Raw genomic sequence first — 25,536 nt, 5'->3', positions numbered from 1 at the left:
ATGTTGTGATAAAAGATATTAAAGCAAACCTAAAATCTATTTTACAATTAACTCTTATTATGAGTTTTCCGTTATTGGTGCTTGTAATTTTTGGTCTTTTTTTAATAAATGATTTTACTCTCTTTTTTAGAGAGGTTGGTGCAATAGTTCTAATTACAGCAATATTTACAGGTGTTATTTTACTAATAAATTCGTTTAAAATAAAGAAGATATCGCTCTTTATTTTTCAGTTTGTATTAGCACTTTTAGTTGCTATAAAAGCTTTTTTTTATTTTACTTTTGGTACAAAACCTAGTGCTTCAGCAATTTTTATAATTTTTGAAACTAACGCTAAAGAAGTATCAGAGTTTTTTTCTAGCTATTTTAATATTTCTATTCTTTCACTAATAACTTTATGTTTTTTAGTTTTTATTTTTCTTATTATTAATTTGTTTTATAAACCAAAATTCTTTCAGTTTTTACGTTTTCATAAAACTTCTTCTATATTTAAAATTACTCTAATATTATTGATGTTATTTAGTGGTTATGTACTTAATCGTTCGTTTTCAGAACAAAGTATAATACTTAAATTATCGCATTCAATAAAAGAATATAATATTGCAAAAAACTATTATAAAGAGCATTTAGCTAAACCAAAAAATAATGCTATTAATATTATTTCTAAGGATGAAGAACCTCAACTAGGTGTTGTAATTATAGGAGAGTCTACATCTAAATGGCATATGCAACTTTATGGTTATAATAGAGAAACCAATCCGGAGCTTTCTAAATTAAAAAAAGAACTTTTTGTTTTTAACGATGTCATTGCACCAGATGTTATGACTATTATGTCGCTTGAAAAAGTATTAACCTTATCAGATTTTGAAAATCCTAAAATTGATAATAATTTTTCTGTTGTACAATTGGCTAATGCTGCCGCATTTGAAACGCATTGGATATCTAACCAGCAACCAGTTGGTTTTACCGAAAGTACACCAACCATAATTGCTACAGCTGCACAGCATAAAAAGTTTTTAGCTACGGATAGTTATATGTACACAATTTATGATGAAGCACTAATTCCTGAAGTAAAAAAAGCCTTAAAAACCAAAAGTAAGCGTAAGTTAATTTTTGTGCATTTAATTGGTACGCATAGAATATATAAAAAACGTTATCCAGAAAGTTACAATTATTTTAATGGTGTAAATGAACGTACCAAGTTTAAAACTAAATATTCTAAAGAAAAAGTAAATGAATATGATAATGCGGTAAGATATAATGATTTTGTAGTAAATGAAATTATAAAACTAATACAAGCAGAAAATAAAAACAGTTTTGTTGTTTATTTTTCTGATCACGGAGATGATGTTTTTGATACACAAGATTTTGTTGGGCACCATAGGCATAAAGGATCTAAACCAATGTTTGATATTCCGTTTTTATCATGGTTTTCTAAAGATTATTTAGAACAAAACAAAAGAATAGATACATTACAGAGTTATAATAACAGAAGTTATAATGCTGAAGATTTTATTTACAGTTTTTCAGATTTAATAAATGTTAACTTTAAAGGTTTTGATGAAACCAGAAGTATTTTTAGTCCTAATTTTAAAACACGAAAAAGAATTATTAAAAAAGGTTTAAATTACGATACTTGGAAAACAAATATAGATAGTGAAAATTAACTCAATTTTATCTAAAACAGACTCTTTAGTTATTAAAGGTATAGGAATACTTTTAATAATTTCTCATAATTTTCTACACTGGCTAAAACCAATGATAGGGGAGAATGAATTTAGTTATAATTCCATTTATGTAGAAAATTTTTTTAGTAGTATAAAGTCAAACCCTATTAATGTATTACAATATATTATTGCTTTTTTAGGGCATTATGGGATTTATTTATTTATTTTTATTAGTGGTTATGGTTTAACTATTTTGTATTTAAATACTACTATAAATTATAAAGAATTTATAAAAAAAAGATTAGCAAAACTCTATCCTGTATTTACAATTGCATTAATAGCTTTATTTATTTATAACTATTTAATTTTTAAACAAGAGTTTAATAGTAATGATGCAATAAATTTTTTATTAAGGTTTACACTTTTAGCAAATTTAATACCTAAAAAAGTTTTTGTACTAAATGGACCATTTTGGTTTTATTCACTAATAGTACAGCTCTATTTATTATTTCCGTTCTTAATTAGTTTATTAAAGAAAAATCCACGCATACTATACATTATAAGTGTAATTGCATTTATAGTAGTTTTTTTATTTAATGAACAATTATCTCATATAAACTTTAGTTTATATTATAATTTTGTTGGACATCTACCTGTATTTATTTTCGGTATTATTTATGCGGTTAAAGGAAACGTAATTAGCACTTATTTAAAATGGATGGCACTAACAGCACTAATAATTATAGTTTTAAGTTTTTATAATAGATATTTTTGGTACCTATCTGGTCTTAGTGTTTTAATCCTATTTTTATATTTATTTACTTATTTTAAGAAATATAATTTTTCTAAAAAGGTACTTAATTTTATAATTTACACAGGAGGATTGTCATATTATTTATTTGCTGTACATGGTTTTATAAGAAAACCTTGGGTAGGATGGGCTAATAATATAAATTCTAATTTAATAAATTACGTTTATTTAATTGTTTTTATTTTATGCTCATATTGTGCAGCTATTGTAGTAAAGAAGATAGAGCAATTTTATTTTTCATTAAAAAATAATTAATCTAATTATTCTTTATTTCCTTTTTTAAAAATAGGAATAAAATAAGAAATGGTATAGCCGTAGCCAACTCCAAAATTTCCACTGTCGTAAGTTTTATTAAATCCAGGAATGTATAAGTTTTCAAAATTTTCTGGATTTTTTTCAGAGAATTTTCCTTTTAATTGTGCATTAATGCCAATAAATAAGTTGTTTACAATTTCTGCTTTAATTCCAATAATAAGCTCTACCCAAGCAGAAGATAAATTATTAAACTCTTTACTTTCTGTATTTGTAAATTGAGGTTCCCAAAACTGGTTTTGATTATAAACGGTATAACTATTTCTTGTTTGAGAAAAAGTACTAAAACCAGCTCTAAATCCACTATAAATCATATTACTCATGCCTAACCAGTTAGTGTACATGTTGTAATCTATTCCTGCTTTAATATAACTTCCATTAGCTGTTGCACTTAAAAAATCTGTAGTTGTAGTTTTTTCTTCAGTACCTAACTCTGCAGCAAGAAACAATCTTTTTGTTAATCTAAAATCTCCGTTTATTTCAAAACCAGAGTATTCTTTATCAGCAGCTGTTCTAATTAATTTTCCAATGTCTGTACCAATTCTAATTCCGTATTTTTGAATATACTGTATAGAATCTATAGGTGTTGTAATTTCTTCCTGTGCGTTAGAAAATAAGCAAAAACACAGCAAGAAAGAACTAATGACGTATTGTATAGTGTATTTCATCTTCGTTTATTACAGTTTGGTTTTCATTTTCTGGTTCGGCAAACTGCATCCAGTTTTCTTCACCAGGTTCTGGATCTTCAATTGTTAATACTACATTTTTGTATATTGTTTTGTAACTACAAGCACGCGAAACATAAACTTCTTCTGTTTCGTAAGTTATAGTAATAACATCTGCATTTCCTTCAACTTCATCATTAACAATAGCATAATCTCTATAAACACGGTATTTAGTCTCTGTAGTGTTTGTTTTTAAAGGTAATAACATTTGGCTTGCTGTAACCGCGTTGTAACCTTCTAAAACGCGCTCAGAATCATCAAAATCTTCAACACGTAATAGTGCAACGTTTTTTGCATTATCTGTGAGTGTATTATCTCTAAATTCTACAAATAATTTTGGAGTAGTAGGAGTATCTTCTGGGCAAAGATCGTCTCTTTCGCAACTAAAAATTAAAGAAAGAAAGAGTAGAAGTATGGATGTTATTTTTTTCATTTATGCTGAATTTGTTTCAGTCCTTTTTATGTTATAAAACTAGTATTTAACGTTTCTCTAAAAGTACAATATTTTCTACATGGTGTGTTTGCGGAAACATATCTACAGCTTGTGTTTTTGTAACTTTATATATGGCATCCATAAGTTCTAAATCTCTAGCTTGTGTTGCGCTATTGCAACTTACATAAACTACTTTGCTTGGCGCAATGTTTAATATTTGTTTAACAACGTCTTTATGCATACCGTCTCTTGGAGGATCTGTAATAATAACATCTGGTTGTCCGTGTGTAGCTATAAATTGTTCGTTAAATACATTTTTCATATCACCTACAAAAAACTCAACGTTTTTAATACCATTAAATTGTGCATTTTCTTTTGCAGCAGTAATAGCATCTGGTACAGCTTCTACACCAACAACTTTTTTAGCTTGTTTTGCAACAAACTGTGCAATTGTTCCTGTTCCAGTATATAAATCGTAAACTAATTCATCTCCTTTTAATCCTGCAAATTCACGAGTAAGTTTGTATAACTCGAAGGCTTGGGCAGAATTTGTTTGGTAGAAAGATTTGGCATTAATTTTAAACTTTAAACCTTCCATTTCTTCAAAAATATGGTCTTCACCTTTGTAGCAAATAACTTCTTGATCGTAAATTGTATCGTTAGCTTTACCATTAATTACATACTGTAAAGAGGTTATTTGCGGAAATTTTTCTGCTACAAAATTTAATAACAATTCACGTTTTTGCTTATCGTCCTTAAAAAACTGAATTAAAACCATAATATCTCCAGTAGAAGATGTTCTAATCATTAAAGTTCTTAATAATCCCGTTTGATTTCTTGTATTAAAAAACTCTAAATCATTTTCTATAGCAAATGATTTAATGCTATTTCTTATGGCATTAGATGGGTCTGCTTGTAGGTGACACTTATTAAGGTCTAAAATTTTATCCCACATTCCTGGAATATGAAAACCTAAAGCATTTCTATTTCCAAGATTTTTATCACTTTGTATTTCTTCTAAAGTTAACCATCTGCTATCACTAAAAGAAAACTCCATTTTATTTCTATAAAAATATTGCTCTGCCGAAGCTTTTATAGGTGTAACCTCTGGCAATTCAATATGTCCAATTCTAGTTAAGTTATTGGTTACTTCTTTTTGTTTGTAAAACAATTGATGCTCATAGGCCATATCTTGCCATTTGCACCCACCACAAACACCAAAATGTTCACATTCTGGTTTTGTTCTTTTTTCGCTTAATTTATGAAAAACGGTAGCTTTCCCTTCATAATAAGCTTTACGCTTTTTAAAAGTTTGCACGTCTACAACATCTCCAGGTACCGCATTAGGTAAAAAAATTACTTTTCCGTCTGGTGCTTTTGCAACAGTTTTTCCTTTTGCTGCAGCATCTATAACTTCAACATTTGTGAAAACTTTCTTTCTATTTTTACTTCTTCCCATAGTTGCAAAAGTAGTTTGTTTTTTTGCATGATAAAAATTTTAATTAGCACTTTATATTTAGTAATTTGCAAGCCTTAGGGATGATTTCTTTCCCACGCTGAATTTTCGACACTTCGAAAGGAAAAAGGTAGATAAGGAATGGCTTTTTTATTCACTAATAAACATTATTAAAATGGCTGTTTTAGAACATTTAACATCGCAAGAAGCGATAGATTTAGAAAACAAGTACGGAGCACACAATTACCATCCGTTACCAGTAGTATTAAGTAAAGGCGAAGGCGTTCATGTTTGGGACGTAGAAGGAAAAAAGTATTATGATTTCCTGTCGGCTTATTCTGCTGTAAACCAAGGACACTGTCACCCAAAAATAGTTGGAGCAATGACGAGTCAAGCACAAACACTTACATTAACATCTCGAGCTTTTTATAACGATATGTTAGGAAAGTTTGAAAAGTATGCAAGCGAAACTTTTAATTACGATAAGTTATTACCAATGAATACTGGTGCAGAAGCTGTAGAAACAGCTTTAAAACTTTGTAGAAAATGGGCTTATGAAGTAAAAGGAATAGAGGAAAATGAAGCTGAAATAATTGTATGTGAAAATAATTTTCATGGTAGAACAACTACAATTATCTCTTTTTCTAACGATCCTGTAGCGCGTAAAAACTTTGGTCCTTATACAAAAGGATTTATTAAAATTGAATACGATAATTTACAAGCACTAGAAGAAGCTTTAAATAGTAATAAAAATGTAGCAGGTTTTCTAGTAGAACCAATACAAGGTGAAGCTGGTGTTTATGTACCAAGCGAAGGTTATTTAACTGCAGCTAAAGCTTTATGCGAAAAGCATAACGTTTTATTTATAGCAGACGAAGTACAAACTGGTATTGCAAGAACAGGAAAAATGTTAGCTATAGATCATGAAAATGTAAAGGCAGATATTTTAATTCTTGGTAAAGCTTTGTCTGGAGGAGCTTATCCAGTATCTGCAGTTTTAGCTAATAATGCTATAATGAATGTTATTAAACCAGGTAACCACGGTAGTACTTTTGGAGGAAATCCTGTAGCTGCTGCTGTTGCTATGGCTGCATTACAAGTTATAAAAGACGAAAATTTAGCCGAAAACGCTCAAAATTTAGGAGAGGTTTTTAGAGCAGAAATGACCAAGTTTATTGAAACTTCAAATATTGTTAGTAAAGTAAGAGGTAAAGGTTTATTAAACGCTATACTAATTAATGATAGTGAAGATAGTGATACGGCATGGAATATTTGTTTAGCATTAAGAGACAATGGACTATTAGCAAAGCCTACTCATGGAAACATTATACGTTTTGCGCCACCATTAGTAATGACTAAAGAGCAATTATTAGATTGTGTATCTATAATTACTAAAACATTAAAACAATTTGAAAAATAATAGTTTTAAATAATATTATATAAAAAAGCAATCTCATTTTGAGGTTGCTTTTTTTATGGAGCTAAAATTGTAAAAGGATAAACAGGTATATTTCTTAGTACCCAATAAAGTATTATAATAATAAGAATTGCTTTTAAAACTTTCGGGTTGTTAAGTAAACTGTTGTACTTTTTACTATAAAATTTTTCAAGGGTAAATAAGGCAACTTTATAAATTAAAACAACAATTAATAAAATTAAAAGGAAATTATGTTTTAAGCCCGCTATAAAATTTCCTTGCAAAACATCATGTAATGCACGTTGACTTCCACATCCAGGGCAATGTAATCCCGTAGTTTTGTAAAATATACATTTAGGAAAAAAAGCACTATGAGATGGATTATATAAAAAATATAGTGCTAATAGTCCAGAAACTATTAGCACTATAATTATAATAAATAGTATTGTTTGTTTTCTTTTTTTAAGCATCTAGTGCACCTGCAGCTGCAAAAACAACCATAAATAATATATATATTACCACTACTATAAAACCAGAAGATATACCTGCAATGCCCCAATTTTTTGCTTTTTTAGATGATGATTCTGCAAGTGCATAATCTCCAGCATTATATGCAGAGTCTACTTTAGTAGAATATACAATACTCACTATACCTAATGGCATGCAACATGCAACTGTACATAATATAGCTAATACTAAGTGGTTGCTAGGTCTTGGAGGAGGCATATGCTCGCTGTAATTTTTTTGGTTTTGTAGTCTTTGGTCCATAAATTAATTTGTTTTTGGTAATGTAAAATTAACAATAATTACAAAAACATAAGCAAAAAAAAAGCGGCTATTAAATTAGCTGCTTTTTTTTGTTTTAGTGTAAGTTATTATTTATTAGTAATTACAATTTTTTTACTCAATTTATTATTGTTTTCTAATGTTATAGTTGCAATATAAACACCATCACTTAAATTTTTAGTAGAAAATTCATAACGGTTATTATTACTTAAGTTTGTTTTCTTAAACATTTGTTTTCCTGTAATATCTACTAAAGAAACAGAATCTATTATTAAAGACTCTGGATTAGCAATAACTAATTGAGAAATAGTATTGTTTTGAAATACAGAAAAACTATAATCTTCAAATTCATTAGTAGTAAGTGTTTCTTCACTTTTAAACGTAATTTCAAAACGGTCTGAATAAGTTCCAGAATCTAAATTTGTATTAAAATCTAACACTGTTAAATCGTAATAAATACCAGTTACTTTATCGTGTAAATAAATAGATTCATCATTAAAATTCTGAACATCATAAATTCGTACTCTTAAAGGTATGTCTTGATCTATAGTGACTACTAACGGTATTATTAAATCTATATCATAAGCGTGAGCTTGAGTAACATAAGGTGTTGTACCGTCAATAAAATAAGAATCTCTTGGGTTTGGTGACTTATTAGGTGACTCTAAACCATAATCAAAACCATTTGTTGCACTAGGTGTAAAATTATGTAATAACTGTCTTGTTACTTCATTATTAAAATCTACATTTAACCTAAAACGTCTTATATCTGTACTTGCCGGTAATTGTTGGAAACCATCAGCGTTATATTGAATTGCTTGAGAATTGTTAGTTAAGTTTTGATTAAGATTAGAAGATGAATTAGAATTATTAGCTCTAAAAAATTGACTATCAATACTAGATTCTTTTTCATAATGACGATGAGAATTCTTAAAAACAACTTGTTGTGTTCCGGTTATACCTGTAGCTCCTTCGATGTTGAAACCTTGCCCTATAGGTATGTATCGTCTAACAGATTTAGAAGCATTTGTACCCGTTCCAGAAGGAGATCCATTAACAGGAAATCCATCTGCTCCTAAAGTCTCGAAAGTTGCAGCTAGATAAGATTCTATATAAGCACCAGTACCAGAATTTGCAGTAGGATCGTAAGCAATGGTATAACTAGCATAACCACCAATATAATCTGTTAAGTAATGAGAGTTTACAGTTGGATCTTGTTCCCAAAAATATAACGTTCCAGTCATATTTGAATTATCTACATCATGTATAAAAGCATAAGCATCTAATGCAGAAGGATATGGGTTTCCAACTAAAGTTGTTTGTTCTGCAGCTACATCAACAAAAATATCACCATTATTAGGTTTTCCTGCAAAATCGTAAAGTTGTGGGCCAGAGGTAGAGCCTTTCATTGTAAAGCCATAACCAGCAGGTATACTTGTACCATCTCCAATATAGTCCCACTCACTATAATCGGTTCCAGGACTATAAGCATATAACCAATAGTTAGAAATTACAAGAGGAGAAGATGTACCATCGTAAGATGTTCCTATTATCGCTGGTGTATTTGTTGTAAGTGATAAAGTATCATTTAAAACATTGTAAACACTAAACTCTGCATTAATGTTATTATCTGAACTTGGAGCTCCAACTGGCGATCCCCAATAATTATAAGCATAGTTATTTACAGTGCCTTCTTGGTAAACACTTAGTTTTCCTAGTCCAGAATTTCCAGTAGAACCAGATCCTTGTATAAGTTGTGCCTCGTCTCTAAGATAAAATCTAGAATCTGTTCCTGTGGTTCCATCATCTAAGTTTATATCATCTTCAACAAAAACAAGAGCGTCTTTTGCAAAAATGTAGGCATCGTTTTTAACACTTAATTGTGCAAAACAATAAGTGGTTAAAAAGCATAAAATAAAGGTGTTAAAGTAGGTTTTCATAATAGTAAAATTAAAGCAGTTTTTATTTAGATTGGGTATACAAATATAATTAAAAACTATTATGTTAGACAAAAAACAGCTTTTCTATACCTTAATAATTAACTTTTTTCTCAATCTAAAATATTTATCTTTACCATCTATATAAAAAAAATGAAGTATAAAAATTTAATAAGCTACTTGTTAATTGTTATTGGAGGAAGTATTGCTATTTATGCTAATGCAAATGAAAAACAGAGTGTTTTCCTTTTAATTATTGGTATTATAGCTTTAATGTATGGTTTATTTAGATTAAACTCCTCACTTACAAGTAAGCCTCCAAAAGATGACTACAAAATAAATGATAGAGAAGAATGAGTTTTAAAATTGGAGATTATGTATATGTATTAGATGAAGCAATTTCTGGTGAAATTATTAAAATAAATAATTCTGAAATTACTATTGAAGATCAAGATGGTTTTGAAATGTCCTTTACCGCTAACGAAATTGTAAAAAAGGAAGGCGATTCTCTTAAAAAATCTGCATTTAGTACTAAGAGTATTAATCAAGTACTTAATGAAAAAGAATCTAACAAAAAAAGAACTCAGCCTAGAGTAAAACCCAAAGAACGCTTTCAGCCTACAATGGAAGTAGATTTACATATTCATCAACTTGTAAAGTCTGAAAAACATTTAACAAGCCATGATAAAAAGCTAATTCAGCTAGACACAGCAAAGCATAAATTAGAATTTGCTATGCAAAAGAAAATACAGAAAATTGTATTTATTCACGGTGTTGGAGAAGGAACTCTAAAATTAGAATTAGAATATTTATTTAAGCGTTATAATAACTTAAAATTTTATGATGCCGATTATAAAAAATATGGGCAAGGTGCAACAGAGGTTTATATTTATCAAAATGTTAAACCATTTGATTAAGTAATTTAAAAAGTAGGTGTAACCACTCTAGAACTTGTTTGAGTTAACGTTCCAAAATCCACAAACTCTTGTGTTAATATAGGTAAAGTAACATTATATACAGAAAGTTCTAAAACAAAAGTTTGAGATATTGTGTTAGATCTGTACGTTGTAGTTTGTGCATCATTTTCAAAAACAAACTCATTTAAATAATCTGGACCAACATTAGGATCTGTAATATCATCTGCAGGATTTAAGTTTGGAGTAATAAATCCTTCTTCATCAATAGTTAAAACAGAATCACCATCATCATTATTATCAAGATAGTTTGCTATACCATCTCCATCTGTATCTCTAACCGCAGCAAGTTCAATTTCAGAAGTTATAATTTGTCCTTCAATTTCAATACTAGTTAAAACATTATCACCATCATCATCTGCATCTAAATAATCTGGTATACCATCGTTATCTGTATCTGTTGGATTAGTTGCAGGATTATTGTCACCATCAGTATTTTCATCTTCTAAATCTGCAGGAATTCCATCATTATCATCTTCAGTTAAAACTACATTAAAAATAGCTAAACCATCGTTAGAAACATAATCATTTACAATTGTTACATCAGAAGGTGGAATATCGCTACAAAATATATTTTCAGTAATTTCAGTACTATACGTTCTGTAATTAAACGAATATGTACTTGTAATAGTAAACTCTATTTCATCGTTTGCTAATTCTACTAATAATGGATTATCCGGATCAGGATCTGTATCTATAAGAGCTTCAATAGTTGTGTTTAATCTTAAAGAAAGAGATTCTGATGGATCCGATTTTATTTTATAGCACACTAAGTCTCCGCAAGTATCAAAAGTATCGTCAAACTCTAAGGATACAGAAATAACATCACCATCATCACAACTTGTAAAAAGAAAAGCTAAAGCTAAAAAAGAAAAAATAATTCTCATATTATAGTAGATTATGCAACAAAAATAATAGAATTGAGTAAATGATAACGTAGCTTATGGTAATTAATTTTATTTCGCTTATTTTTGATGCCTTAAAAATGTTATATTTCCTTATAAAATATAGCGTTAGCAAGGATTTTTAATGAGTATTAAAATTTTCCTAAAAAACGAAGCATCTATGTATTATAAAATAAAAAAACGATGTTTTAAGTTACAATTAAGCTAATAGTAAAAAGCACAAATGGAACAAATATATTTTGATAATGCTGCTACCACACAATTAAGAAGTGAAGTAGTAACAAAAATGACCACTGTTTTACAAGAATCTTATGGTAATGCTTCCTCAACACATAGCTTTGGGCGCTCATCTAAATCTATAATAGAAAGCGCTAGAAAAACTGTAGCAAAACATTTAAATTGTTTAGCTTCTGAGATTATTTTTACTTCAGGAGGAACAGAGGCAGATAATTTAGCACTTAGAAGTGCTGTTAGAGATTTAGGTGTAAAAACAATTATTACTACACGTATAGAGCATCATGCGGTTTTATATACTTTAGACCAATTAGTAATTGAATACGGTATTACTGTAAAGTATTTAGATTTAGATAGTAAAGGTCATATAGATTTTTCACAACTTGAAGAATTATTACAATCTCCAGAAAAAAAACTGGTTAGTTTAATGCATATAAATAACGAGATTGGAAATATATTAAATATTAAAAAGGTTGGTGATTTATGTAAAGCTAATAATACTTTGTTTCATAGTGATACTGTACAATCTATTGGGCATTACGAAATAGATTTAAGTAATATTAATATTGACTTTTTAGCTGTTAGCGCTCATAAATTTCATGGACCAAAAGGAGTTGGTTTTTGTTTTGTAAGACAAAAATCTGGTATAAAACCTTTAATTTTTGGAGGAGAGCAGGAGAGAGGTGCTAGAGCAGGAACAGAATCTGTACATAATATAGTTGGGCTTGAAGAAGCTTTAAAAATTGCTTACAGTAATTTAACCGAAGAGCGCGCTTACATTACAACACTAAAAAAGTATTTTATAAAAAGTATAAATGAAGCTTTTCCTAATGCTACTTTTAACGGAAGTTCTGGAGATTTAGAAAATAGCACGTATACTTTGGTAAATGTTTGTTTACCAATAGCTGCAGAAAAAGCACCAATTTTATTATTTCAATTAGATTTAAAAGGTATTGCTTGTTCAAGAGGAAGCGCATGCCAAAGCGGTAGTAGTAAAGGTTCTCATGTACTTTCACAAATTTTATGTGACGATGATTTAAAAAAACCATCACTTCGTTTTTCTTTCAGTAAATTTAATACTAAAGCAGAAATAGATTATGTTGTAGCTGTTTTAAAAGAGTTTATGTAAATTCGCTGCATGTTAAACTACACTACATATTTACACAAAACGGCTACAGAATGGGTTACATTTGTTCATGGAGCAGGTGGTAGTTCTTCTATTTGGTTTAAACAAGTACGTAGTTTTGGTGCTCAGTTTAATGTATTGGTATTAGATTTAAGAGGTCATGGTAACTCTAAACCTGTTTTAAAAGATGCCTTTAATTCCAAATATACTTTCGACTCTATTACAAATGATATTGTTGAAGTTATAAACCATTTAAAAATTAAAAAATCTCATTTTATTGGTATTTCTTTAGGTACTATTTTAATTAGAAATCTTGCAGAAAAACATCCAGAACGTGTACAAAGCATGATTATGGGAGGTGCAATTATGAAACTAAACTTTCGTTCTCAAGTGCTTATTAAAGTGGGTGTTATTTTTAAATCTATAGTACCTTACATGATGCTTTATAAGCTTTTTGCATTTATTATTATGCCAAGGAAAAACCATAAAAACTCTCGATTATTATTTGTAAACGAAGCAAAAAAACTTTATCAAAAGGAGTTTGTAAGATGGTTTAAATTAACATCAGAAATAAATCCATTATTACGTTTTTTTAGAGCTAAGGATATAAAAATTCCAACCTTATATATAATGGGAGAACAGGATCATTTATTTTTACCTTCTGTAAAAAACATTGTAGCTAAACATTTAAAATCTACATTATTAATTATTGAAAATTGTGGACATGTTGTTAATGTAGAACAACCAGAAACATTTAATATTCAAACAATAAAGTTTATAAATGGCTTAACCTAATAACTTTGCTTAAATTTCTTTTCTACCGAAAAATTAATCAGGTTCATAAAATTTTCATGTACACCAAGTGTCATTTCTAATTTTAACTGATTAATAATTGTTTTTATACGCTCAGAATCAAATTGTAAATCTGGAATGGATATGTAATTTTTAAATAATTGCCCTATAGTTTTATAATACAATTCTTCAAAATTATTTAAATCTATAGGCATATTATCCATATATTCATAATTACTTATTTGAAAAGATTCTAAAACTTTTCCAACGTAATCTTTATGTAAAACTTGTTTTGGGTTAACAATATTTAATTCTTTAATTTCTGGATGATCGACGGCGTATAAAATAGCTTTAGATACAAAATCTACTGGTACAATATTAAGCCCACTTTCTTTATGTATCCAAATTCTAAATGCATCTTTAAATTTTTTAGAATACTTATCTAAAAACATTGGCCAAGAGTAGAATACATCAAATTTTGGAGTTTCAAAAAAAGGCTTGTCTAACAAGCGACCACAAATAATACTAGGTCTTAAAACCTGTGAAGAAATATTAATTTCTGTACATTTTTTTATTACATATCGCTCTGTTTCGTATTTAGATTGCTCGTAAGGATTTCTAAAAGTATTTACATTGTATTTAGAAATACTATCATTTACTATTTCATTTTGAATACCAAATGAATATGCAGTACTTATATAAATAAACCTATTAACGGTATCTGGAATATTTTCTAATAGTTGTTGAGTAGCAATATAGTTTTGCTTGTGTACTACGGTTTTAGAGTTTGTAGCGTGAGATAAATTAGTGGAACCAGCACAATGTATTATTGTTGAAAAATTATAATCTTGAAGCTTTTGTTTTGTAATATTTACAAGATCTTCTGCAATTACCGTTATTTTTTCTAAACATTTATCTATACTAATATTTTTAAGATAATCTGGTTTAGTGTCATTACTTAACACATGTATTAAACGTTGCTTAGCAGTTAACTCAGCTTTATCTCTAATAATAACATATAAATGGTCTTTAGAGTTAGTTGTAAAATTTTTTTTAAGCCAATCGAAAATAACATGACTACCAACAATTCCATTTCCTCCAGTAAGTAAACAATTCATACACCAAAATATTAGAGCGCGAAGATACAGTTTTTTAAATGTGTTGTGGTATTTCTAATTGCTCTAATAAAAAAAACTCATAATAACTATCATGAGTTTTTAAACGGATTTATAAAATTTTAAATTTTACATACTATAAAAATATTGCTCACTGGCAATTTTACCATCTTTTACCTCATAAACACACACTTCTTCCATTTTTTGTCTTCCACCTTCTTTAAACGTACAATCGAATCCCATTTTAGCAGTAAAAAAATTACCTGCAACTACAGGTTCCCCAATTTCACTAGCATGAATTTGTTCTACACTTTCTTGCCATTGTTTGCTCTTATTCCAAACATTTTGTTTGCCTTCGGTAACCTCACCAGGCATTCCAGGCATTTCTTTACTTACCACATTATCTGCGTATAATTGCTCTATGCATTCTAGGTTTTTACCTTGTTCGCACATTGTTTTCCATTGGTTTGCAACGTCTTGTGTGTTCATTTTATTAGTTTTTTTTAGTTTAACTAAAGATAGTAAATTTTTAAAAATGAATAGATTAAGTTATTGTTATTTATGCTACAGCCTCTTTATATACTTTTAAACAACGTTCTCTAGCTTCTTTATGGTCTACAATTTTATCTGGATACTTATCTGTTTCAAATTCTTTAACCCATTTTTTTATATATTTTCTGTCTTTATCAAATTTATCTATTTGTGTTGTTGGATTAAATATTCTAAAATAAGGAGATGCATCTACACCAGATCCTGCTACCCATTGCCAATTACCAACATTACTAGCCATATCGTAATCGTGCAGTTTTTCTGCAAAATAAGCTTCGCCTTTTCTCCAATCGATAAGTAAATGTTTGCATAAAAAACTACCAACAAGCATGCGTACGCGATTGTGCATAAAACCAGTTTTATTTAATTGTCGCATACCAGCATCAACTAAGGGATAACCAGTTTTTCCTTCGCACCAGGCTTTAAATTCTTTGTCATTATTTCTCCATTTAATATTATCATACTTTGCTTTAAAAGCATCTTTATGTGTGTTTGGAAAGTGCCATAATATTTGCATAAAAAACTCTCTCCAAATAAGTTCTTGCCAGAAAATTTCGTTTTTTTCTGCAGTTGCTTTTTTTATCATTTTTCTTACGCTTACAGTACCAAATCTTAAATGTGGTCCTAAACGCGATGTGGTATCTTTTGCAGGATAATTTCGGGTAGCTTCATAGTCTTGAATTACTGTTGGTGTAACTGAATATTCTCTAACTTCTTGGCTTGATTTTGTAAAACCTATATCGCTTAGACTTAAATTAGGAAGTCTTGTATTTTCAATTACATTATCTAAATGAGAATTGGTGTAGTAAATTTTTAAATTGTAGTCTTTAAATTTAGCTTTCCATTTTTTCATATAAGGCGTGTAAACGACATAAGGTTTACCATCGTCTTTTACAACTTCATCTTTCTCAAAAATTACTTGATCTTTATACGTTTTAAAACTTATATCATTTTTTTCTAAGAGCGATTGTATCTCTTTATCTCTTTCTTTCGCATAAGGCTCGTAATCATGATTGGTGTAAACGGTATTAATATTATAATTTTTAATTAAAGCTTTATAAACTTCTACTGGTTTACCATAAAACATGGCTAAACTACTATTGTTTTCATCTTGTAATGTTTTACGCATGTTTTGAAGTGTTTCAAAAATAAAGCTAACGCGAGCGTCATTTTTTGGTAATTCTTCTAAAATTTCAGAATCAAAAATAAAAATTGGCAATACTGGATATTTGCCATTTAATGCTTCAAAAAAACCAATATTATCGTCCAATCGTAAGTCACGACGAAACCAAAAAATGTTTACAGTTTTACTCATAGTTTAATATTTTCCAAAGAGCGTTTCTAACTTCTCTTTTCTGTAATTAAATATTTCTTCTAATTTAGGTTTTACCAAAATAGGATGTGCTAATTGACCAAAAATTCCCATTGGAATTTTATAATCTATAATATCTTCCATTTCTACACCGCCTTTAATTTCTTTAATAAAATGTTTATGATGCCATAATGCATAAGGACCAAAGCGCTGTTCGTCTACAAAATATTCACCATCAACAACGTGAGTAATTTCTGTTACCCATTTTGTTTTAATGCCTAAAACAGGAGTTACAATGTATTGAATAATTTGTCCTGCATACATTGGTCTATCTGCTCCAGATAAGATATTAAATCCCATATAATCTGGAGTTATGGTTTTTAAGTTTTCTGGAGTTGACAAAAACTCCCAAGCTTGCTCTTTAGTTATTGGTAAATTTTGTTTTTTATGTAGTCTATATATTTTCATATTAATTATTTAATAAAATAAAAGCGTTTAGTGAGGTTGCAATTAATAGCCAAACCATATAAGGTAGAAGTAAAAAACTTTTGTTTTTCATGCTTTTAAAATTGGTGAAGAAAAAAGTAAAAATAACAACTGTTAAGGCTGAGATTACTATTAAACCTATTACCACTAAATGCTGATTAAAAAACACAAAATTCCATATTACATTTAAAAACACTTGTAGCGTAAATGCTAATTTTAATTTTAAACTATTCTCTTTTAAAAATAAAGAAGCTAAATAGAAGGAAAAACATAGCATTATTAATGTCCAAGCGACTCCAAATACCCAACCAGGCGGTGTCCAAGGTGCCTTTTCTAAACTTAAATACCAACTTGTTTGTGGGCCATTATCCATTAATAAATTACCAATGTATAAACTAGCAAAATTTATAATTATAAACAACAAAATGTATTTAAGTTTTTTCATAATTTGTTTGCTATTAATTGTTGAATTTGGTTATTAATTATTTCTGCTTCAGCAAATTTAGCATCGCTAGCTTTTCTATTTGATGTAGATAATTTGTGAGATTCACGCATTAAATTTTCGTATTTTTTTTGAAGTTTTTCAACTGGGCTTTTCTTTTTAAATAATGAAAACATAATTCTTAAATTTTAAAACTAACAATGCCACAATCCATTTTAAAAATTTGACCAGAAATAGAAGCTGCTTTACTAGATGTTAAAAACGAAGCCATATCGGCTACTTCTTCAGGATTTAAAAACTTTTTTAAAGGATGACGCTCTTTAATATTTTCTACTATTTTATCGTTACGTAATAGTTTTGATGCTAATGTTGTGTCTGTAACCGTAGGAGCAATAGCATTTACACGTATTGTTGGAGCTAATTCTGCACCTAAAGATTTTGTTAAACCTTCTATTGCTGACTTTGCAGCTGCTACACTTGCATGAAAAGGCATTCCTAATTTTGATGCAACTGTACTAAAGAGTAGTATAGATGGTTGATTACCGTTTTTTAATTTTGGTAAAAAATGCTGAATTGTTTTTACGGCACCAATAACATTAATTTCGAAATCCTCTCTAAAATTTTCTAAGGATAGTCTGGAAATTGGTTTTAAATTAATACTTCCTGGACAGTATATTAAAGTGTCTATTGCTTCAATTTCTGGTAAATCATCATTTAAAATATCGCAATTAAAATGTGTTAGGTTTTGGTGCGTTTGTTCTGGTGAAGTTCTACTTATGTTATAAATTTTATTTTCGGAAATTAAATTTTTCACAATTGCATTTCCAATACCTTTACTTCCTCCAATTATTACAATGTTTTTCATTTTTAGTGGTTTTAAAATTTTACCTCTTACTTATTTTATTGTGCGTAATTTGCTTTTGTCTAGAACATTTAAAACGACCTTCTTCAAAATTTCTGTTTTTTAGATGCTTTGTCTTTCTACCTTGAACTCTTGCTCGCCATAATTTAAAACTATTTGCTTTCATTTCTTTTCGCATAAGCTTTATTATGTCTTGTTCTTTTATATTAAATTGAAAAGTTATAGCATCAAAAGGAGTTCTATCTTCCCAAGCCATTTCTATAATACGATCTATATCCTCGACAGTAAAGTTTTTTGGATTACTAGGTTTGGAAATTATATTTTTCATCAAATTTTATTTTTTCGTTTAAAAGTTTATTAAAAAACTTTTTGTTTTCCTTTAATGTTTTGTTGTTTTTAAAGTGAATAAACCTGCCTTGCGCGTGAATACTAGAGCCATTAACTTTATATATAACTAATTGGTAATAAGGGATTGCCCACGTAAAATTTTGTAAGCCTTTAATAATATGGATTAAAATACCATGTGGTCTTAGCTCTATATTAGCATAATTTGCGTCTGCAACTGTATTTAAAAGGTACTTAAAATTAGGGCTTACATTTTCAATAATCATCCGTTTAGAGCCAATACCTTTAAGTTTAAAGGCTTGTAAAAAATTAAATGGTTTTCCTACTATATCATTTATTAAATCTATATTCTGTTTATTAATGTAAGTAGTATTAAAAATCATAATGTTGTAAATCGATTTAATCAAATTTACAAAATGTTTAACTTTAAATTGATTAAGTTAAACAAAAATTAACATATTAATTTTTATTTAATAATTATCTGGATTTTTAATAATGTTATAAGCTCTGGTTTTAATTTTATGTAAATCTTCGGGTTGAATTTTATTTAATAAGCTATACATCATTTTCATTCTAAAATTATTGCTTAATTGCTCGCGCTTATCATCTAGAAAATTCCAATACAAACTATTAAAAGGACAAGCTTTATCACCAATTTTTTCTTTTTTATTGTAATAGCAATCATCACAATAATTACTCATTTTATTAATGTAGCTACCACTAGAAACATATGGTTTTGTTGCTATTTTTCCTCCATCTGCAAATTGACTCATACCACGAGTATTTGGTAATTGCACCCATTCTATGGCATCTACATAAACTCCTAGATACCAAGCGTCTACTTCGTCTGGATTAATTTGTGTTAGTAAAGCAAAGTTTCCAGTAATCATTAAACGTTGTATGTGGTGCGCGTAGCCATTATTTAAAGAGTTGTTTATTGCATTTTTTAAACAATTCATTTTTGTTTTTCCAGTCCAGAAAAAATTTGGCAATGTATTAGAATTTTCTAAGAAATTTAAAGTTTTATATTCTGGCATTAACGCCCAATACATGCCTCTCATATATTCACGCCAACCAATTATTTGGCGAATAAAACCTTCGACTTGAGAGATGTTTATGTTTTCTCCATGTTTTCTCCAATAATTTAAAACTGTTGTAACTATAGCTTTTGGAGAAATTATTTTACAATTCATTGCAAAAGATAGACGAGAGTGGAAGAGGTATATTTCTTCTGTATGCATTGCATCCTGGTAATCACCAAAATGAATTAATAAATGTTCGCAAAAATATTTTAGTTGTTCTAACGCTTGCTTTCTATTTATTGGATATTCGAAATGGGTGGAGTTAAAAAATCCTAACGTTTTAATATTTTGATTTTTAATTAATGTTATTATTTCTGAAACATCATTTTGAAACGATTTAAATTTTGGAATTGTTTTTTTTTCATTCCATTTGTTTCTATTGCTTTTATCGTAATTCCATTTCCCGCCTTCTGGTTGTTGGTTTGCAACAATAAGTATATTATGTTTTTTGCGCATATCTCGATAAAAACTTTCCATTAACCACTGTTTTTTATTTTTAAAAAATAGAGCTAAATCGTTACGATTTGTGTAAAAATGTTCTGTGTTAAATGCTTGATAGTTAAAAGGAAGTGTTTTGCAAAAATTAGCTAATTGTTGATCTAGTCTATATTCATCTGGTAATTGATATTCAAATTTTTTAATATTTAGTTTATCGATTATTTGTTGAATATTTTGTGTGAGATTTTGTGTGTTTTGAGTATTGTTTAACGTATAATAGACGACTTGACAATTTTTATTTTCTAACTCTTTAGAGAAAGAACGCATTGCAGCAAAAAAGCCAATAATTTTTTGAATATGATGCTTTACATAATCTGTTTCTTGGCGCATCTCGAACATGCAATACACATAATTAGATTGGTTTCCTTTAAACCACGAATGTTTGCTATTAAGTTGATCTCCTAAAATAAGTCTTAGTGTTTTCAAAATAAATTAAAATAAAGTGTTTTGTAACCACAAACGTTGGTAATTTCCGTTAGTATCATAACGGTCTGCTTGTAATTTTACATTAAATTTTCTGTCTCTGGGATCGTTACCAACACCAGCAACATACATCCAGTTGCCATAATTGCTATGTACATCGTAGTCTAAAAGTAAAGATTCAAAATATGCGGCACCAATACGCCAATCCAGTTGCAATGTTTTTGTAAAATAACTTGCAACATTTTGTCTGCCGCGATTACTCATCCAGCCAGTTTTTTGTAATTCTATCATATTTGCGTTTACAAAAGGCTGGTTAGTTTTGCCGTTAACCCATTTATTAACTTTTTCAAAATTGGTGTGCCAATTATATTTTTTTTCTAAAATACCGCCAATTTTAAAAATTTTAGATTGATGTTGTATCGAAACATATTTAAAGTAATCTCTCCAAATAAGCTCGAATATTAACCAGTATGTAGATTGGTTTTTAAAATATAGTGTTTCGAATTCTTTAACCTTCCAATAAATAGTTTTTGCACTTATACTTCCGTTTGCTAACCATGGTGAAAATTTGGAGCTAAAATTTGTACCAATTAATCCATTTCTAGTTTTCTTATAAATGCATAGTTTTTTAGTTTTAAAAAAATAATTATTTAATCTCTTTAATGCTTCTTTTTCTCCACCTTTAAAAGGAAAAGCAGAATTAGGATGTGGTGTAAAATTTGCAAAACCTAATTCTTTAAGTGTTGGTATTTTTGTTTTGTTATTTTCAATTAAATCTTTATTGAAATTAGTATTATAAATACTTTTTGTAGTTCTAATTTTAGAATGTTTTTCGACGTTTTTTCTAAATTCTGTAAATATTTTGGGAAGTTTATCAAGTTCAAAAATTACATCTTCTGGATGATATAAAAATTGATTGTAAAGCTCGTAAATAGGGAAGTTTTTGTGCCAAATATTTTTTACTTTATCTAGTATATTATTTTCTTCACTTGTCCACTCTTTTTGAAGGTATAAGGCGTCGAAATTAAAACACTTTTCTAATTTAGCGATGCATAATTCTGTATTATCAAAATAGACGTATAGCGGAATATTTAATTTTTGTAATTGTGTTTTTAAATCTTGAACAGTTTCAATTAAAAATTTAGCTCTATATTTTTCTGTTTTTTTAAATCCGAAACTATCTTTTTTAAACTGTCTTTTATCAAAACAATAAATTGCAATAACAGTATTATTTTCTAGTATAGCTTTAGAAAGTGTAGTATTGTCTTGTATTCGTAAATCGTTTCTAAACCAGACTAAACTGGTTTTGTTTTTGTTTGACGACATTTTTTACTGCAATATTTTATATTGTTCCAATTGTTTTCCCATTTTTTTCTCCAAGTAAAAGGTAGGAGGCAGGTTAAGCAAATTTTGGTTGGAAGATTTTGTTTTTTAACTCCTTTAGGCATTAGCAAGTTTATTTATCATGCCTTTAAAAATAAAGCCGTGAAACGGTAAAACACTATACCAATATAGCCTTCCTGCTAATCCTCTTGGTCTAAATATTGCGCGTTGGTATACTTTACCTTTTGCAACTCTAAATTCTAACCAAGCTTCTCCAGGTAATTTCATTTCTGCAAATAAAAGCAGACGCTTATTTTCTTGATCTGCTAATAATACGCGCCAAAAATCTAAAGCATCACCTGTTTCTATTGTATTAACATTTGTGCGTCCGCGTCTTAAACCAATACCTCCAAAGAGTTTATCTATAAATCCTCTAATTTTCCATAAATAGGTGCCATAATACCATCCATTTTCTCCACCTATGGCACAAATTTTCGCAAAAGTTCGTTCTTCATTTAAAACAGACCTTTCTTTAATATCTTTAAAACAGCCATGTTTTGGAACATTAATATATTTTGCCGAAATTCTTTTTTTTATTCTACTGCTGGCGTAAGAGTCTTTCCAGCTAGAAATAATACTATTTTGTTTAATTTTTTCGAATGCTAATTGTACTGCTTCATCATAATTAATAGGATTAACATCAAGCATTTGGTTAATATTACTTGGATGCCCAATTATTTCTACTCCCATACTATTTACCAAGGTTCTAGCCAATTTATAAGATGTTGATGTAACAAAATATAACCAATAACTTGATAGTTTTGGAGTCATTATAGGTACTGTAATTATATATCTTTTTAAACCTCTGGACTTAGCAAATTTTAGTAGAAGTTGTTTGTAATTTAAAATTTCTGGGCCAAAAATATCGTGTGTTGTGTTATAAAGTCTCTTATCTCCTAAACTACGTGTTAAAAATGCTAGTACATCTCTAATAGCAATAGGTTGAGTTTTTGTGTTAAGCCATTTAGGAGCTACCATAATAGGTAATTTTTCTACTAAATCTCTAATAATTTCGAATGAAGAACTTCCTGAACCTACAATAATTCCAGCTTTAAAAACTGTTAAACCATATGTTGGTGAAGCTAAGATGTTTTCTACATTTTTTCTAGATAATAAATGTTTAGATAGTTTTAAATCGTTAGTGATACCGCTTAAATAAATAACTTGTTTGCAGTTAGTTTGCTCTATAATTTGCTTAAAATTTATAGCACAGTCATTTTCCATTTGTTGAAAACTAGAAATAGAATTGGACATTGAATGTATTAAGTAATAAGCAGCGTCTATATCTTTTGGTATATTTTTAAGTGTTTCTTTTTTTAAAAAATCGACTTCAACTACTTCTACATTTTGCTCATCACTATATTTTTTTTCTGTTCGTAATTTTCCTCTTACAGCGCAAACCACTGTATGGCCTTGTTCTATAAGTAACGGAATAATACGTTTGCCTATATAGCCTGTTGCACCTGTAACAAGTATTTTCATAGTGTTTTATTTTGGTCTTTGATATGCTAATCTTTCTTCTAATTTAGGAAAAGCATAACCATCTAAGCTATTTATTGTTGCAATATTAGCTTTAGATAGGTTTACGAAACCATCTTCTGTAATTAAAGAGTTATTAATATATAAGCCTTGAATTTCACCTAGAATTAAAATAGTTCCATTTTCTTTAATAGGATATTCGTTAATAAATTTCATTGCTATTTGAACTGGTGAATGCTTTACAAAAGGCGCATGAAAATTTGCTTTATATTCTGCTTTTAAAGATGTTTTATCGAATTCAGATATACTAGAATTATATTTTGCAGATGTGTGATGTGCATCTTTAAAATTAGATTTATGGATATGATTAATTGTATAAACTCCTGTGTTTTTTATATTATCATAAGTATTTCTAGTTACGGTTGTAGGTCTACAAAAAAAGCCTAGAATTGGAGGACTAGAACCTACATGTGTAATTGAGCTAAATATGGCCACATTTTCTATACCAGAACTAGATTTTGTACCTATTAGGTTAGCAGATTTATAACCAGAACAGCTATTTATTAAGTTTATTTTATAAAGGTGCTCAAGGTTATTAATGTCTTTTAAGCTAAAATAGGTCATCTATAAATTTTTAAAATTATTAATTTTTATATTTTGTGCTTTTAAATCGAACATTAAATTATAAAGCCCGAAAAAGGTTCTATTTATATATATAAAATGTTTGGAGCCTCTATTGCCATTCATTTTGCGTAACTCTGTGTTTTTACTATATTTTTGACCTAATTCTGTAATTTTACCAAAGAATTTTTCATCAGAAAAATTAAATGTTTCTACATGAAAAGGTTGTGTAAAAAGGCTCAACATTTCATGAAACATTTTTGAAAAGAAATCTAACTCTTCTGGCGAATCATCTTCTTTTAAAATTTCTAAAGCAAATAATTTTTCTTTAAAAATGTTAGGATTATTAATGCTATCTTTTTTTGCTAATTCAAAGTATGGTATATAAAATTCGTCTGGTACTGTTTTCATACAACCAAAATCTAAGGCTATTAATTCTCCTTTTTCAGAAATTAAAAAATTTCCAGGATGTGGGTCGGCATGTACTTTTTTTAGTTTATGCATTTGATACATATAGAAATCCCAAAGTGCTTGACCCAATTTGTTTGCTTTGTTTTGGTCTTTATTATAAGCAGTAAATTGACTTAAATGTTCGCCTTCCATCCAATCCATAGTTATAATTCTTTCGGACGATAAATCTTCATAATATTTTGGAAATTTAAGGTTAGGAATATGCTTACATGCACTAACTATTTCTTTACTCTGTTTCACTTCAAGAATATAGTTAGTTTCTTCAATAAGTTTATTTTCTACTTCTTTAAAGTATTTGTCGCTATCTTTTCCTTTAATGTTAAACATTTGTATAGCAATAGGTTTAACTAATGCTAAATCTGTAGAAATGCTATCTGCGACACCTGGGTATTGAATTTTCACAGCAAGTTTCTTCCCATTTTTTTCTGCTACATGCACTTGCCCAATACTGGCAGCATTTACAGAAGTTAAATTAAAGGTGTCGTAGATTTCATTAGGTAATTTGCCAAAATATTTTTTAAAAGTTTTAGCAACTAAAGGAGCAGAAAGTGGTGGTACAGAAAATTGCGCAAGAGAGAATTTTTCTACATAAGCTTGAGGTAAAATACTCTTTTCCATACTTAACATTTGCGCCACTTTTAATGCACTTCCTTTTAGCTTTTTTAAACCATCGTAAATATCTTCAGCGTTATTATTGTTTAAACGTGTTTTAGCTTCGTCTTCGGTTTTTGTTAATTTATCTCCGTAGTATTTTAGGTAATTAACTCCCACTTTAGCACCAGTTTGAACAAGTTTTGAAGCTCGTTGGATTTTAGAAGTTGGTATGCTATCTATTGTTTTCAATATGTTTTATATTTATAATGAATGAGAGAAATTTCTTAATCTCAAAAATTTTA

At 28.7% G+C, this 25,536-nt stretch carries 29 protein-coding genes; 7 read left to right on the top strand and 22 right to left on the bottom strand.

Annotation, left to right across the window (positions count from 1 at the left end):
- The first annotated feature begins 5 nt into the window (after positions 1-5).
- Both CLV86_RS01960 and CLV86_RS01955 read left to right on the top strand, forming a co-directional pair.
- Positions 6-1,664 (top strand): sulfatase-like hydrolase/transferase, encoded by a 1,659-nt coding sequence (locus tag CLV86_RS01960; protein WP_147427009.1) that lies wholly within the window; start codon positions 6-8, stop codon positions 1,662-1,664.
- Positions 1,654-2,730, top strand: a complete 1,077-nt coding sequence (locus tag CLV86_RS01955) for an acyltransferase family protein (RefSeq protein ID WP_170148504.1) — start codon at positions 1,654-1,656, stop codon at positions 2,728-2,730. The genes CLV86_RS01960 and CLV86_RS01955 overlap by 11 nt, the downstream gene beginning before the upstream one ends.
- A 5-nt stretch (positions 2,731-2,735) precedes the next feature.
- On the opposite strand, the gene CLV86_RS01950 is transcribed toward CLV86_RS01955, so the two are convergent.
- Genes CLV86_RS01950 through rlmD form a run of 3 tightly spaced genes read right to left on the bottom strand, consistent with a single transcriptional unit; the run spans position 2,736 to position 5,404 of the window.
- Positions 2,736-3,455 carry a DUF6048 family protein gene (locus CLV86_RS01950; protein WP_121049018.1) on the bottom strand — a complete coding sequence of 240 codons (720 nt, stop codon included), beginning with the start codon at positions 3,453-3,455 and terminating at the stop codon, positions 2,736-2,738.
- Positions 3,427-3,945 (bottom strand): DUF6452 family protein, encoded by a 519-nt coding sequence (locus CLV86_RS01945; protein WP_121049016.1) that lies wholly within the window; start codon positions 3,943-3,945, stop codon positions 3,427-3,429. The genes CLV86_RS01950 and CLV86_RS01945 overlap by 29 nt, the downstream gene beginning before the upstream one ends.
- A gap of 46 nt (positions 3,946-3,991) precedes the next feature.
- Positions 3,992-5,404, bottom strand: coding sequence for a 23S rRNA (uracil(1939)-C(5))-methyltransferase RlmD (gene rlmD, locus CLV86_RS01940; RefSeq protein ID WP_121049013.1), 1,413 nt, complete (start codon positions 5,402-5,404; stop codon positions 3,992-3,994).
- A gap of 172 nt (positions 5,405-5,576) precedes the next feature.
- On the opposite strand from rlmD, the gene rocD reads away from it, so the two are divergent.
- Positions 5,577-6,821: an ornithine--oxo-acid transaminase gene (gene rocD, locus CLV86_RS01935; RefSeq protein ID WP_121049009.1), complete on the top strand. Its 1,245-nt coding sequence runs from the start codon at positions 5,577-5,579 to the stop codon at positions 6,819-6,821.
- 53 nt (positions 6,822-6,874) lie between these two features.
- Here rocD and CLV86_RS14445 read toward each other — a convergent pair whose 3' ends face one another.
- The 3 genes from CLV86_RS14445 to CLV86_RS01920 all read right to left on the bottom strand — a co-directional run bounded on the left by CLV86_RS14445 (position 6,875) and on the right by CLV86_RS01920 (position 9,544).
- Complete coding sequence (locus CLV86_RS14445) at positions 6,875-7,288, bottom strand: DUF2752 domain-containing protein (protein WP_121049005.1); 414 nt, start codon at positions 7,286-7,288, stop codon at positions 6,875-6,877.
- Positions 7,281-7,586, bottom strand: a complete 306-nt coding sequence (locus CLV86_RS01925) for a CD225/dispanin family protein (protein ID WP_121049002.1) — start codon at positions 7,584-7,586, stop codon at positions 7,281-7,283. Before CLV86_RS01925 ends, CLV86_RS14445 begins: the two co-directional genes overlap by 8 nt.
- Before the next feature lie 107 nt (positions 7,587-7,693).
- Positions 7,694-9,544 carry a T9SS type A sorting domain-containing protein gene (locus CLV86_RS01920; protein ID WP_121048999.1) on the bottom strand — a complete coding sequence of 617 codons (1,851 nt, stop codon included), beginning with the start codon at positions 9,542-9,544 and terminating at the stop codon, positions 7,694-7,696.
- Positions 9,545-9,694: 150 nt separating this feature from the next.
- Between CLV86_RS01920 and CLV86_RS01915 the strand changes: the two genes are divergently transcribed.
- Positions 9,695-9,898 carry a hypothetical protein gene (locus tag CLV86_RS01915; RefSeq protein ID WP_121048996.1) on the top strand — a complete coding sequence of 68 codons (204 nt, stop codon included), beginning with the start codon at positions 9,695-9,697 and terminating at the stop codon, positions 9,896-9,898.
- On the top strand, positions 9,895-10,458 hold the full coding sequence (locus tag CLV86_RS01910) for a Smr/MutS family protein (protein ID WP_076733091.1): 564 nt from the start codon (positions 9,895-9,897) through the stop codon (positions 10,456-10,458). The genes CLV86_RS01915 and CLV86_RS01910 overlap by 4 nt, the downstream gene beginning before the upstream one ends.
- 5 nt (positions 10,459-10,463) lie before the next feature.
- On the opposite strand, the gene CLV86_RS01905 is transcribed toward CLV86_RS01910, so the two are convergent.
- Entirely contained in the window at positions 10,464-11,402 is a 939-nt protein-coding gene (locus tag CLV86_RS01905; protein ID WP_076733092.1) for a hypothetical protein, read from the bottom strand.
- 241 nt (positions 11,403-11,643) lie between these two features.
- Between CLV86_RS01905 and CLV86_RS01900 the strand changes: the two genes are divergently transcribed.
- Together CLV86_RS01900 and CLV86_RS01895 are read left to right on the top strand one after the other, a co-directional pair.
- Positions 11,644-12,783, top strand: coding sequence for a cysteine desulfurase family protein (locus CLV86_RS01900; protein ID WP_121048993.1), 1,140 nt, complete (start codon positions 11,644-11,646; stop codon positions 12,781-12,783).
- Between the two features lie 9 nt (positions 12,784-12,792).
- On the top strand, positions 12,793-13,575 hold the full coding sequence (locus CLV86_RS01895) for an alpha/beta fold hydrolase (protein ID WP_121048990.1): 783 nt from the start codon (positions 12,793-12,795) through the stop codon (positions 13,573-13,575).
- On the opposite strand, the gene CLV86_RS01890 is transcribed toward CLV86_RS01895, so the two are convergent.
- The 15 genes from CLV86_RS01890 to CLV86_RS01820 form a co-directional block, all read right to left on the bottom strand.
- Positions 13,572-14,690, bottom strand: a complete 1,119-nt coding sequence (locus CLV86_RS01890; protein WP_121048987.1) for an SDR family oxidoreductase — start codon at positions 14,688-14,690, stop codon at positions 13,572-13,574. The genes CLV86_RS01895 and CLV86_RS01890 overlap by 4 nt on opposite strands.
- Positions 14,691-14,816: 126 nt before the next feature.
- Positions 14,817-15,176 carry a nuclear transport factor 2 family protein gene (locus tag CLV86_RS01885; protein ID WP_076733096.1) on the bottom strand — a complete coding sequence of 120 codons (360 nt, stop codon included), beginning with the start codon at positions 15,174-15,176 and terminating at the stop codon, positions 14,817-14,819.
- A gap of 70 nt (positions 15,177-15,246) precedes the next feature.
- Positions 15,247-16,551, bottom strand: coding sequence for a cryptochrome/photolyase family protein (locus CLV86_RS01880; protein WP_121048985.1), 1,305 nt, complete (start codon positions 16,549-16,551; stop codon positions 15,247-15,249).
- 3 nt (positions 16,552-16,554) lie between these two features.
- Complete coding sequence (locus CLV86_RS01875) at positions 16,555-17,016, bottom strand: SRPBCC family protein (protein WP_121048983.1); 462 nt, start codon at positions 17,014-17,016, stop codon at positions 16,555-16,557.
- Between the two features lies 1 nt (position 17,017).
- Entirely contained in the window at positions 17,018-17,479 is a 462-nt protein-coding gene (locus tag CLV86_RS01870; RefSeq protein WP_121048979.1) for a TspO/MBR family protein, read from the bottom strand.
- Positions 17,476-17,652 carry a Lacal_2735 family protein gene (locus CLV86_RS01865; protein WP_121048976.1) on the bottom strand — a complete coding sequence of 59 codons (177 nt, stop codon included), beginning with the start codon at positions 17,650-17,652 and terminating at the stop codon, positions 17,476-17,478. The genes CLV86_RS01870 and CLV86_RS01865 overlap by 4 nt, the downstream gene beginning before the upstream one ends.
- A 5-nt stretch (positions 17,653-17,657) precedes the next feature.
- Positions 17,658-18,341 carry an SDR family NAD(P)-dependent oxidoreductase gene (locus CLV86_RS01860; RefSeq protein WP_076733100.1) on the bottom strand — a complete coding sequence of 228 codons (684 nt, stop codon included), beginning with the start codon at positions 18,339-18,341 and terminating at the stop codon, positions 17,658-17,660.
- Between the two features lie 19 nt (positions 18,342-18,360).
- Positions 18,361-18,666, bottom strand: a complete 306-nt coding sequence (locus CLV86_RS01855) for a TIGR03643 family protein (protein WP_121048973.1) — start codon at positions 18,664-18,666, stop codon at positions 18,361-18,363.
- Positions 18,641-19,066 (bottom strand): hypothetical protein, encoded by a 426-nt coding sequence (locus CLV86_RS01850; RefSeq protein WP_121048970.1) that lies wholly within the window; start codon positions 19,064-19,066, stop codon positions 18,641-18,643. The genes CLV86_RS01855 and CLV86_RS01850 overlap by 26 nt, the downstream gene beginning before the upstream one ends.
- Before the next feature lie 87 nt (positions 19,067-19,153).
- Entirely contained in the window at positions 19,154-20,689 is a 1,536-nt protein-coding gene (locus tag CLV86_RS01845; protein WP_121048967.1) for a cryptochrome/photolyase family protein, read from the bottom strand.
- Between the two features lie 6 nt (positions 20,690-20,695).
- Entirely contained in the window at positions 20,696-22,012 is a 1,317-nt protein-coding gene (locus tag CLV86_RS01840; protein ID WP_121048964.1) for a DASH family cryptochrome, read from the bottom strand.
- On the bottom strand, positions 21,982-22,134 hold the full coding sequence (locus CLV86_RS01835) for a DUF2256 domain-containing protein (RefSeq protein ID WP_076733105.1): 153 nt from the start codon (positions 22,132-22,134) through the stop codon (positions 21,982-21,984). The genes CLV86_RS01840 and CLV86_RS01835 overlap by 31 nt, the downstream gene beginning before the upstream one ends.
- The gene (locus CLV86_RS01830; RefSeq protein WP_121048961.1) at positions 22,127-23,551 is read right to left on the bottom strand and encodes an SDR family oxidoreductase; all 1,425 of its coding nucleotides are present in this window, start codon (positions 23,549-23,551) and stop codon (positions 22,127-22,129) included. The genes CLV86_RS01835 and CLV86_RS01830 overlap by 8 nt, the downstream gene beginning before the upstream one ends.
- A 6-nt stretch (positions 23,552-23,557) precedes the next feature.
- Positions 23,558-24,172, bottom strand: coding sequence for a flavin reductase family protein (locus CLV86_RS01825; RefSeq protein ID WP_121048958.1), 615 nt, complete (start codon positions 24,170-24,172; stop codon positions 23,558-23,560).
- Entirely contained in the window at positions 24,173-25,483 is a 1,311-nt protein-coding gene (locus CLV86_RS01820) for an ABC1 kinase family protein (RefSeq protein ID WP_121048955.1), read from the bottom strand.
- Positions 25,484-25,536 lie beyond the last annotated feature (53 nt).

Origin of the sequence: Lacinutrix venerupis, assembly GCF_003663945.1 — a bacterium.
GTDB classification, from domain to species: domain Bacteria; phylum Bacteroidota; class Bacteroidia; order Flavobacteriales; family Flavobacteriaceae; genus Lacinutrix; species Lacinutrix venerupis.
The sequence above is the reverse complement of the archived record's forward strand: the minus strand, read 5'-3'. Positions and strand labels throughout refer to the sequence as shown.

Coding starts and splice junctions, on each gene's coding strand:
- CLV86_RS01950 (WP_121049018.1), bottom strand. CDS start 3,455: ATGAAATACACTATACAATACGTCATTAGTTCTTTCTTGCTGTGTTTT.
- CLV86_RS01945 (WP_121049016.1), bottom strand. CDS start 3,945: ATGAAAAAAATAACATCCATACTTCTACTCTTTCTTTCTTTAATTTTT.
- rlmD (WP_121049013.1), bottom strand. CDS start 5,404: ATGGGAAGAAGTAAAAATAGAAAGAAAGTTTTCACAAATGTTGAAGTT.
- rocD (WP_121049009.1), top strand. CDS start 5,577: ATGGCTGTTTTAGAACATTTAACATCGCAAGAAGCGATAGATTTAGAA.
- CLV86_RS14445 (WP_121049005.1), bottom strand. CDS start 7,288: ATGCTTAAAAAAAGAAAACAAACAATACTATTTATTATAATTATAGTG.
- CLV86_RS01925 (WP_121049002.1), bottom strand. CDS start 7,586: ATGGACCAAAGACTACAAAACCAAAAAAATTACAGCGAGCATATGCCT.
- CLV86_RS01920 (WP_121048999.1), bottom strand. CDS start 9,544: ATGAAAACCTACTTTAACACCTTTATTTTATGCTTTTTAACCACTTAT.
- CLV86_RS01915 (WP_121048996.1), top strand. CDS start 9,695: ATGAAGTATAAAAATTTAATAAGCTACTTGTTAATTGTTATTGGAGGA.
- CLV86_RS01910 (WP_076733091.1), top strand. CDS start 9,895: ATGAGTTTTAAAATTGGAGATTATGTATATGTATTAGATGAAGCAATT.
- CLV86_RS01905 (WP_076733092.1), bottom strand. CDS start 11,402: ATGAGAATTATTTTTTCTTTTTTAGCTTTAGCTTTTCTTTTTACAAGT.
- CLV86_RS01900 (WP_121048993.1), top strand. CDS start 11,644: ATGGAACAAATATATTTTGATAATGCTGCTACCACACAATTAAGAAGT.
- CLV86_RS01895 (WP_121048990.1), top strand. CDS start 12,793: ATGTTAAACTACACTACATATTTACACAAAACGGCTACAGAATGGGTT.
- CLV86_RS01890 (WP_121048987.1), bottom strand. CDS start 14,690: ATGAATTGTTTACTTACTGGAGGAAATGGAATTGTTGGTAGTCATGTT.
- CLV86_RS01885 (WP_076733096.1), bottom strand. CDS start 15,176: ATGAACACACAAGACGTTGCAAACCAATGGAAAACAATGTGCGAACAA.
- CLV86_RS01880 (WP_121048985.1), bottom strand. CDS start 16,551: ATGAGTAAAACTGTAAACATTTTTTGGTTTCGTCGTGACTTACGATTG.
- CLV86_RS01875 (WP_121048983.1), bottom strand. CDS start 17,016: ATGAAAATATATAGACTACATAAAAAACAAAATTTACCAATAACTAAA.
- CLV86_RS01870 (WP_121048979.1), bottom strand. CDS start 17,479: ATGAAAAAACTTAAATACATTTTGTTGTTTATAATTATAAATTTTGCT.
- CLV86_RS01865 (WP_121048976.1), bottom strand. CDS start 17,652: ATGTTTTCATTATTTAAAAAGAAAAGCCCAGTTGAAAAACTTCAAAAA.
- CLV86_RS01860 (WP_076733100.1), bottom strand. CDS start 18,341: ATGAAAAACATTGTAATAATTGGAGGAAGTAAAGGTATTGGAAATGCA.
- CLV86_RS01855 (WP_121048973.1), bottom strand. CDS start 18,666: ATGAAAAATATAATTTCCAAACCTAGTAATCCAAAAAACTTTACTGTC.
- CLV86_RS01850 (WP_121048970.1), bottom strand. CDS start 19,066: ATGATTTTTAATACTACTTACATTAATAAACAGAATATAGATTTAATA.
- CLV86_RS01840 (WP_121048964.1), bottom strand. CDS start 22,012: ATGTCGTCAAACAAAAACAAAACCAGTTTAGTCTGGTTTAGAAACGAT.
- CLV86_RS01835 (WP_076733105.1), bottom strand. CDS start 22,134: ATGCCTAAAGGAGTTAAAAAACAAAATCTTCCAACCAAAATTTGCTTA.
- CLV86_RS01830 (WP_121048961.1), bottom strand. CDS start 23,551: ATGAAAATACTTGTTACAGGTGCAACAGGCTATATAGGCAAACGTATT.
- CLV86_RS01825 (WP_121048958.1), bottom strand. CDS start 24,172: ATGACCTATTTTAGCTTAAAAGACATTAATAACCTTGAGCACCTTTAT.